The sequence below is a fragment of the Marinobacter sp. genome (genome assembly GCF_052094685.1).
Lineage (GTDB): Bacteria > Pseudomonadota > Gammaproteobacteria > Pseudomonadales > Oleiphilaceae > Marinobacter.
This window is the reverse complement of record NZ_JBQDKB010000136.1, coordinates 1-7,242: the sequence shown is the minus strand read 5'-3', so window position 1 is coordinate 7,242 and position 7,242 is coordinate 1. Positions and strand designations below refer to the sequence as shown.

At 55.5% G+C, this 7,242-nt stretch carries 9 protein-coding genes; 8 read left to right on the top strand and 1 reads right to left on the bottom strand.

Annotation, left to right across the window (positions count from 1 at the left end; genetic code table 11):
- Nucleotides 1-34: 34 nt before the first annotated feature.
- The 5 genes from ACTH3S_RS17295 (at nt 35) to ACTH3S_RS17275 (ending at nt 4,321) form a co-directional block, all read left to right on the top strand.
- Nucleotides 35-1,210: an ADP-ribosylglycohydrolase family protein gene (locus ACTH3S_RS17295; RefSeq protein WP_441810256.1), complete on the top strand. Its 1,176-nt coding sequence runs from the start codon at nt 35-37 to the stop codon at nt 1,208-1,210.
- 68 nt (nt 1,211-1,278) lie between these two features.
- The gene (locus ACTH3S_RS17290) at nt 1,279-2,034 is read left to right on the top strand and encodes an amino acid ABC transporter substrate-binding protein (RefSeq protein ID WP_441810255.1); all 756 of its coding nucleotides are present in this window, start codon (nt 1,279-1,281) and stop codon (nt 2,032-2,034) included.
- A 25-nt stretch (nt 2,035-2,059) separates the two neighbouring features.
- On the top strand, nt 2,060-2,734 hold the full coding sequence (locus ACTH3S_RS17285; protein WP_200363498.1) for an amino acid ABC transporter permease: 675 nt from the start codon (nt 2,060-2,062) through the stop codon (nt 2,732-2,734).
- Nucleotides 2,731-3,477 (top strand): amino acid ABC transporter ATP-binding protein, encoded by a 747-nt coding sequence (locus ACTH3S_RS17280; RefSeq protein ID WP_441810254.1) that lies wholly within the window; start codon nt 2,731-2,733, stop codon nt 3,475-3,477. Before ACTH3S_RS17285 ends, ACTH3S_RS17280 begins: the two co-directional genes overlap by 4 nt.
- Before the next feature lie 91 nt (nt 3,478-3,568).
- A complete protein-coding gene (locus ACTH3S_RS17275) occupies nt 3,569-4,321 on the top strand; it encodes a lipo-like protein (protein ID WP_441810253.1) in 753 nt (250 codons plus the stop codon).
- An 18-nt stretch (nt 4,322-4,339) separates the two neighbouring features.
- Here ACTH3S_RS17275 and ACTH3S_RS17270 read toward each other — a convergent pair whose 3' ends face one another.
- On the bottom strand, nt 4,340-4,963 hold the full coding sequence (locus ACTH3S_RS17270; protein WP_441810252.1) for a YbhB/YbcL family Raf kinase inhibitor-like protein: 624 nt from the start codon (nt 4,961-4,963) through the stop codon (nt 4,340-4,342).
- A gap of 163 nt (nt 4,964-5,126) precedes the next feature.
- On the opposite strand from ACTH3S_RS17270, the gene ACTH3S_RS17265 reads away from it, so the two are divergent.
- The 3 genes from ACTH3S_RS17265 to ACTH3S_RS17255 form a co-directional block, all read left to right on the top strand.
- Nucleotides 5,127-5,657, top strand: a complete 531-nt coding sequence (locus tag ACTH3S_RS17265) for an ankyrin repeat domain-containing protein (protein WP_441810251.1) — start codon at nt 5,127-5,129, stop codon at nt 5,655-5,657.
- A gap of 24 nt (nt 5,658-5,681) precedes the next feature.
- Nucleotides 5,682-6,422: a spermidine synthase gene (locus ACTH3S_RS17260; protein ID WP_441810250.1), complete on the top strand. Its 741-nt coding sequence runs from the start codon at nt 5,682-5,684 to the stop codon at nt 6,420-6,422.
- Nucleotides 6,423-6,570: 148 nt separating this feature from the next.
- Nucleotides 6,571-7,242, top strand: a 672-nt coding sequence (locus ACTH3S_RS17255; RefSeq protein ID WP_441810249.1) for a PAAR domain-containing protein, incomplete at its 3' end; no start/stop codon positions are given.

The window sequence follows — 7,242 nt, the reverse complement described above, 5'->3', positions numbered from 1 at the left end:
CTTGAATTCTGACCATGACCAATGAGGATTTCCGATGACCTACACCGTGTCTAGCGACAGAAAAGCCACGATGATCGCCGCCCTTGCCGGTGGGTGGGTTGCAGATGCGGCCAGTCTCGGTTTGCACTGGCTGTATGACAGCCAACGCATCCATGAGGTTGGCGGCGCATCACCGGAATTTCTGCCACCTAAGGCCGACTATTTCAAAGGCGGATTCGGTTACTTTGCTCATGAAGGCAAACAGGCGGGAGATATCAGCCACTATGGTGCAGCCACAGGAGTGCTGACCGACAGCCTGCTGGCTCATAACGGCAGCCTGGATATCCGCGATTACCAGCGGCGTTTTCGGGCGTTCTTCGGGCCCGGTGGCCGCTGGCAGGGTTATATCGACAACCCCACCCGGGGCACACTGAACAACCTGAGCACCATCGAACAGAAAGCCATTGAGCAGGCTCTGTCAGCCACCTCAATCAAACTGACGGATGAGCAAAAGCGGGTGTTGGTTCAGAAGGTTTTACCCTACACCCGTCACCTGAGCGGCGAACAACTGGCAGATCCTGTCCGCAAGGCCATAAACCTTACCTATCAGGATCCGGAGATACAGGAAGCAGGCGTTCACCTGGCCGAGACCATCGACCATCACCTGCTGCCGGAAAGTGGCGCAGACGACATGCAACTGCCGGCAGTATCCAAACTACCCCCACTGGTGGCCAGTTATTACGGCAGCGACAACCTGCTGAAGGTCGTCGAAGCGGCGGTCCGGGTGACCAATCACAATGACAACGCCGTGGCTTGGGCAAAATGCGCTGCGCGACTTCTGGATCATCTTTTTCGGGGCAACCCCATGTCAGTGGCTCTGGACGCGGGTACTGCGGAAGCACCGGCCTCGGATAGCCTCAACAAAGCCAGGACCGGCTCTGTTCTGGACGCTCCCGGCGCGGGCGACGCCTATGGCCGCACCTGTTATCTGTATGAGGCGATGCCGGTAATCTTTCATATTCTGAGCCATGCCCGCAACTATACAGAAGCCATTCGCGCCAATATTCAATGCGGGGGTGACTCCTGTGGACGGGCCTGGATCATTGGGCCGGCCCTGGCAGCACTTTACGGTGTCGGCGGTGAGCACGGCATTCCTCTAAGCTGGCTCGCACGGCTTAAGGATGCCCCTGCAATCATCGCCGATGTTGAATTACTTGTTGAGAACAAATGAAGGGCGTAATTGCCCAATTTTCACCCGCGACTATGCTTCAGGTACGATGCACGCCGGAAGGAGGCTTTATGAAAACATTATTGATCAATACATTGTTGGCAATTTCCTTGTTCGCAAGCGCACCTTTGCTTGCACAGGATAAACCGTTGAGGGTCGGAATGTCCGGCCAATATTTCCCATTTACCTTTGTGGAGCAGGATGAGCTCAAGGGCTTTGAAGTCGATGTCATGAACGCGCTGGGCAAGGAGATGGGGCGTGATATCCAATACGAAACCGCCAACTTCTCCGGCCTGTTTGGCATGCTGCAATCCGGGCGCATCGACACAGTTGCCAACCAGATCACCATTACCGACGAGCGGAAGAAGGCGTATGTTTTCAGCGACCCTTACGTTTATGACGGTGCGCAGGTTGTCACCAAAGAAGGCAATACCGAGGTTAGGGATGTGGAAGACCTGAAGGGGAAAACCGTTGCTGTGAACCTGGGCTCTAATTTCGAGGCCCTCCTGGAAGAGCTTCCCTATGCGGACCAGATCACTATTAAAACCTATGAGAGTAATCTGGAGCGAGACACCGCCCTGGGTCGCGTGGATGCGTTCGTGATGGACCGGGTCAGTGCCAGCCAGATTATCAAAGAGAAGCCCTTGCCTCTTGAACTGGCAGGCCCCACCTTCTCACAGATCACCAATGCCTACCCGTTTCACGACACCGAAGCCGGACGAACTCTACGAGATGAAGTTAACAAGGCCCTGGAGACCCTGCGTGACAACGGCACCCTGGCGTCCATTTCCGAGAAGTGGTTCGGCACGGATATCACCCAGCCTTAAGGGGCACACCGAGGCCTGATTCCCTATGGACGTGTTGAACGTCGAGTATATGCTTGGCCTGGTACCTGTTCTGCTCAGGTACCTGCCTCTCACCCTGCAATTGGCGGGCATCGGAATGGTGCTTGCTCTGATTCTTGCCTGCCTGTTTGCGGTTGTTCGGGTGCTGCGCATTCCGGTGCTCAACCAGCTGACTATCGTGTTCATTTCCTTCTTCAGGGGCACTCCACTGCTGGTGCAATTGTTCCTGTTCTATTATGGGCTGCCCCAGCTGTTCAGTGCACTAACGGTAATAGATGGCGTTACCGCGACAGTCATGGGCCTGACCATGCATTTTTCCGCCTACATGGCCGAATCCATCCGGGCCGCTATCGTAGGTGTCGACCGGAGCCAGACCGAAGCCGCTCTATCAATCGGCATGACCAACGGCCAGTTGATGCGGCGAATTGTCCTACCCCAGGCTACCCGAGTGGCCTTGCCCACTCTGATGAATTACTTCATCGACATGATCAAGGCAACCTCTCTCGCCTTCACCCTGGGCGTCACTGAACTCATGGGCGCCACCCAGAAAGAGGCGGCCGGCAGCTTCCTGTACTTCGAGGCGTTCATTGTGGCCGCCATCATGTACTGGATCGTGGTTGAACTGCTTTCCAAGCTTCAGAACTATCTGGAAACCCGCCTGAACAAGGCCTATAACCGATGATCAAACTGGAATCACTGAGCAAACATTTCGGCAAGACCGTTGTTCTCGACGGAATCGACCTGACCATTGAGAAGGGCGAAATTGTGGTGGTCATCGGCCCTTCGGGAACCGGCAAGTCCACCCTGTTACGCTGTATCAATTTCCTGGAGCAACCCACCTCAGGAACCATGACCGTGGGTGATCTCACGGTGGATGTAAACCGGGCCAGTCGGGCGGACATCCTCGCCATGCGGCGGCAAACCGCTTTTGTGTTCCAGAACTACGCGTTGTTTGCCAACAAGACGGCGCTGCAGAACATTGCCGAGCGTCTGCTGGTGGTGGATAAATGGCCCAAGGAAAAGGCTTGCCGAAGGGCCCGCGAGATTCTTGAGCAGATCGGCCTTGCCGAGAAGGCAGATGCCTACCCCGCCTCCATGTCCGGTGGCCAACAGCAACGGGTTGGCATCGGCCGCGCCATGGCCGCCGGCGCCGAGGTTATCCTGTTTGATGAACCCACGTCGTCACTGGATCCGGAGTGGGTGGAGGAGGTGCTGGGACTGATGAAGCAGCTGGCGTCAGAGCGACAGACCATGATGGTAGTCACTCACGAAATGTCTTTTGCACGGGATGTGGCCGACCGGGTGATTTTTATCGACGGTGGCCGCATTGTGGAACAGGGGCCACCCAGCGAGATCTTCCATAACCCGAAGGACCCCCGCACGAAGGATTTTCTGAAGAAAATCCTGGCCACCAACCCTGTGTAAAAGAGTACGTATCGGCAAGAACGACTAGAATTAAGCCTTGGAAGGCCAACAGGTGGCCATTAACTCCCCCAGCACACCACCGGAGTGAAGAATGTTCCTGAACTGGCTCGCGAAGCATCTCGCCGCTTACCTTTCCAAACAGGTGGCACAGCATTCTGTGCGCACCTCGACCTATGAAGCTATGGAAAGAATACTGCAGCCGGGAGACGTTCTGCTCGTGGAGGGCAATACGCGCATCAGCGTGGCGATAAAGTACCTAACCCAGTCTACTTGGTCCCATGCGGTTCTTTACCTAGGACCAAATGCGGGATTGGGAACAAACGAAGACGGCGAGCCCCTCACGCTGATCGAAGCAGATATAGAGTTCGGCATTCGCACCCTGCCGCTGTCCTTTTATCGCAACAGTCATACCCGCATCTGCCGCCCTATGGGGCTAGACGGGAAGGACCTTCACCTGCTCGCCGATTATGCCCTGAGCCGGCTGGGTAACCAGTACGATCTGAAAAACGTGTTTGATTTGGCACGCTACCTTATCCAAACGCCGCCGGTTCCTTCACGACACAGGCACAAGCTGCTGACCTTCGGAAGCGGTGATCCAACGCGCACCATCTGTTCCACGTTTATTGCCGAGGGTTTCCAGCGCCTGCGGTATCCCATACTTCCTTCCGTTCAATCGATGCCATCAGACGATCCGAACTGCGCAGATTGCATTCGGGAGCATTATCGAATTCGGCAAACATCCTTGTTCACCCCACGGGATTTCGATGCCTCCCCGTACTTCCAAATCGTCAAACCCACACTGGAAGACAACTTCGACTACAGAGCCATCGACTGGACTGATTAAGCCTTCGACCGGCCGGTGCTAGCGCAGATCGGGATTTAACGTATAAGTTCCCGTCACCCGGCTGCTCGCTAGAACGTGACCTTTCATCGCATTGCGCACGGCTTCACCATCAAACTCCCCAGAAAGGCCCAAAGAGTCCACATCCAGCGCATGCACCTCGTAGTGGTAGTGATGCAGCAGCTCATCGTTCCAAGGCGGGCAGGGGCCGTCGTAGCCGCTGTAAGTGCCTGCCATGTCTGGGTTGCCAGCCAAAAATTGGGTAAAGTTGTTCACCCCACGCACGCCTACCGGGCCACGGCCGCCATCTTTACCTTTGGGCGTCACTCCGTCGCTGTCTTCGCCTTCTGGAATCCGGCCTACACTGGCGGGAATATCCACTAACAACCAGTGAAAGAAATCTACTCGTGGAATGTCTTTTGAAATCGTTTTGCCTTCCTGGTTTGCATCATCCGCAATACTGGGTACATCTGGATCAAACATCATCACCACGAAGCTTTTCGTGCCTTCGGGTGCATCACTCCAGGAAATTTCCGGGTTGCGGTTCGGACCAAAACTCATGTGGTCTTCCGGGTGGAACACGCCGAACGCGAATATCTCCGGGACCGGCTTGCCCTCTTCAATACCCTCTACGTTCAGTTTCATGGCGCTTTCTCCTTTGATTTTTGCGGTTAATAGCTCGTCTCTATCTTAGTGATTGTGCCAGAGACAAACACATTCTGTGATAAAAGGTTGTATCAACGGTATCGTACCTGTGTCTATAACGACATCCATCGCAACTTTTAAGCAATTGTGAAACGGAGCCCAGATGAGCGAGCACAAACCCGGCCAGCCACACCAACCAGAGAACCAACTGGATGAAGATGCTATTGCCTTTGCCCAAGGGATATTCGAGCTGGCACGCAACGGCGGCACAAAAATGCTCAACCCTCTACTGGAAGCCGGAGTGCCTGTAGACATACGCACCAGCAATGGCGACAGCCTACTGATGCTTGCCACCTACAACGGCCATGTAGATGCAGCTCGATTGCTGCTGGAAAAAGGCGCCGACCCAGACCTTGCCAACGACCGGCTGCAAACACCGCTGGCCGGTGTGGTCTACAAGGGCGATATGGATTGCGTAAACCTGCTTTTGGAGAAAGGAGCCGGCGTAGATTGCCGCCCAGATGGCGCCAAAACACCGCTTATGTACGCTGCCATGTTCAACCGCACCAACATGATTGAGCGCCTGCTTGAAGCCGGAGCAGACCCGCAACTACAGGACGCCGAGGGCAATACAGCTCTGAGCCTTGCCCGTGCGATGGATGCACAAGACGCTATTAAACACCTGGATCGCTAGCCCGACTTCCGCAAAGAGCACCACATGTTCCACAAAGGCGAGATTATTCACCACAGCCGAGACAAACTCGGCAGTATTCTGGTGATCGACTACCGCAAACACCGGGTACTCACGTTCAACTCGGTGTTTGAGCAAAGCAAAATTGATCGGCGCTACCCACAGGTTCCCGTACACGAGTACAGCCGAGCGATGCTGCTGCCTGCTGCCTTTAACGAGCCAAAAAACGTCACCATACTGGGGCTGGGTGGTGGTGTGATGGCCAGCGCGTTTCATCACTTGTATCCAGAATGCCAAGTACACGCGGTAGAGCTGAGGCAAGCCGTGCTGGACGTAGCCAGGGAATATTTCGGGCTGCCCGACAGCGAGCGCTTAACGGTTACCATTGCCGATGCTCGCAATGCCCTGAGCGACCTCCCGGATACCAGCACCGATATGATTCTGGCCGACCTGTACAGCGCAGATCGCATGAGCCCCGCCCAAGCGCAACGCCAATTTGTAGAAAGCTGCAGCCGAGCGCTCAGCCCCAGTGGCTGGTTGGTGTTGAACTACCACCGCACCCCAGATCCTGACGGGCCTTACTTCCGACAGCTAAGGAAGCACTTTGCCGTGCTGCTGGCATTCAAAAGCAAAACCAACAACACCGTTGTGTACGCAAGCAAACAGCCCTTTGAAGCTATCCACCCGAAAGACCCTGCACTGGCCAGCTTAGAAAAACGGCTGCCGATTGACTGGAGTCGGCTGATGGGTAGAGTTAGCCGGCTTTAAATCCACCTAGCGATCGACACGACCAGTGCTAGGAATTGTATTCAGACTGATCGTGGTATTTTGACAAGAAAATGGATACGCTTCTGTTGCCTTAAAGCAAGCCGGTTTTCGGATTAAAACCGGTCATTACCCATGGAAGGAATACCTCATGAGCAACCTCATGGTCGCCTGCATTGGCGACACCCATGTTTGCCCCATTCCCGGCCACGGCAGCAGCCCCATTGTTGCGAATGGCGCGACCGCCAATGTAGATGGTATGCCCATCGCCCGAGTGGGCGATGCCTGCGGTTGCGGTGCCATGATCGCTCAGGGCTATCCGCTGGCTCTGCTGGACGGTAGGCCCTTGGCCCATATGGGCAGCCCAACCTCTCACGGCGGCCAGATCATCACCGGCAAACCCCGTGTCATCTTAGGCGTAGCCACCCTTACCGCTCCGGTAGTGGATTTCGCCAAGGCGGGTGCCCTGAACAGCCAAGGCCAACTAACCTCGGAGGCCACGCAGGCGCTGGACAAAGATCCTTTCGGCTTTGTTGAGTGGGCCAAAGCCAAAGGCGCGCTGGTAGACGCAGGACTGGAAGGGGCGACCCCCGAAGAAATTAAAGCCTCGAAACGCTATGCAGCAGGCCAGTCTGACCTCCGCCCCAAAGTGACTGTTGAAGCTGGAATTTTCTTCGACGGCACCGGCAACAGTCGCGATAACACCGGTACCTTTGAGCGCAGAGTAGATGAATGCCTGACCGCTCAGGCAGCGGGGGCCATCAGCGAGGAAGCCTGCAGTGCTGAGATTTCGCAACTGATGGAGGGGAGCTATCTTAATGCT

Excerpts from the sequence above, each read along its gene's own strand:
- ACTH3S_RS17295 (WP_441810256.1), top strand. The coding sequence starts at position 35 with ATGACCTACACCGTGTCTAGCGACAGAAAAGCCACGATGATCGCCGCC.
- ACTH3S_RS17290 (WP_441810255.1), top strand. The coding sequence starts at position 1,279 with ATGAAAACATTATTGATCAATACATTGTTGGCAATTTCCTTGTTCGCA.
- ACTH3S_RS17285 (WP_200363498.1), top strand. The coding sequence starts at position 2,060 with ATGGACGTGTTGAACGTCGAGTATATGCTTGGCCTGGTACCTGTTCTG.
- ACTH3S_RS17280 (WP_441810254.1), top strand. The coding sequence starts at position 2,731 with ATGATCAAACTGGAATCACTGAGCAAACATTTCGGCAAGACCGTTGTT.
- ACTH3S_RS17275 (WP_441810253.1), top strand. The coding sequence starts at position 3,569 with ATGTTCCTGAACTGGCTCGCGAAGCATCTCGCCGCTTACCTTTCCAAA.
- ACTH3S_RS17270 (WP_441810252.1), bottom strand. The coding sequence starts at position 4,963 with ATGAAACTGAACGTAGAGGGTATTGAAGAGGGCAAGCCGGTCCCGGAG.
- ACTH3S_RS17265 (WP_441810251.1), top strand. The coding sequence starts at position 5,127 with ATGAGCGAGCACAAACCCGGCCAGCCACACCAACCAGAGAACCAACTG.
- ACTH3S_RS17260 (WP_441810250.1), top strand. The coding sequence starts at position 5,682 with ATGTTCCACAAAGGCGAGATTATTCACCACAGCCGAGACAAACTCGGC.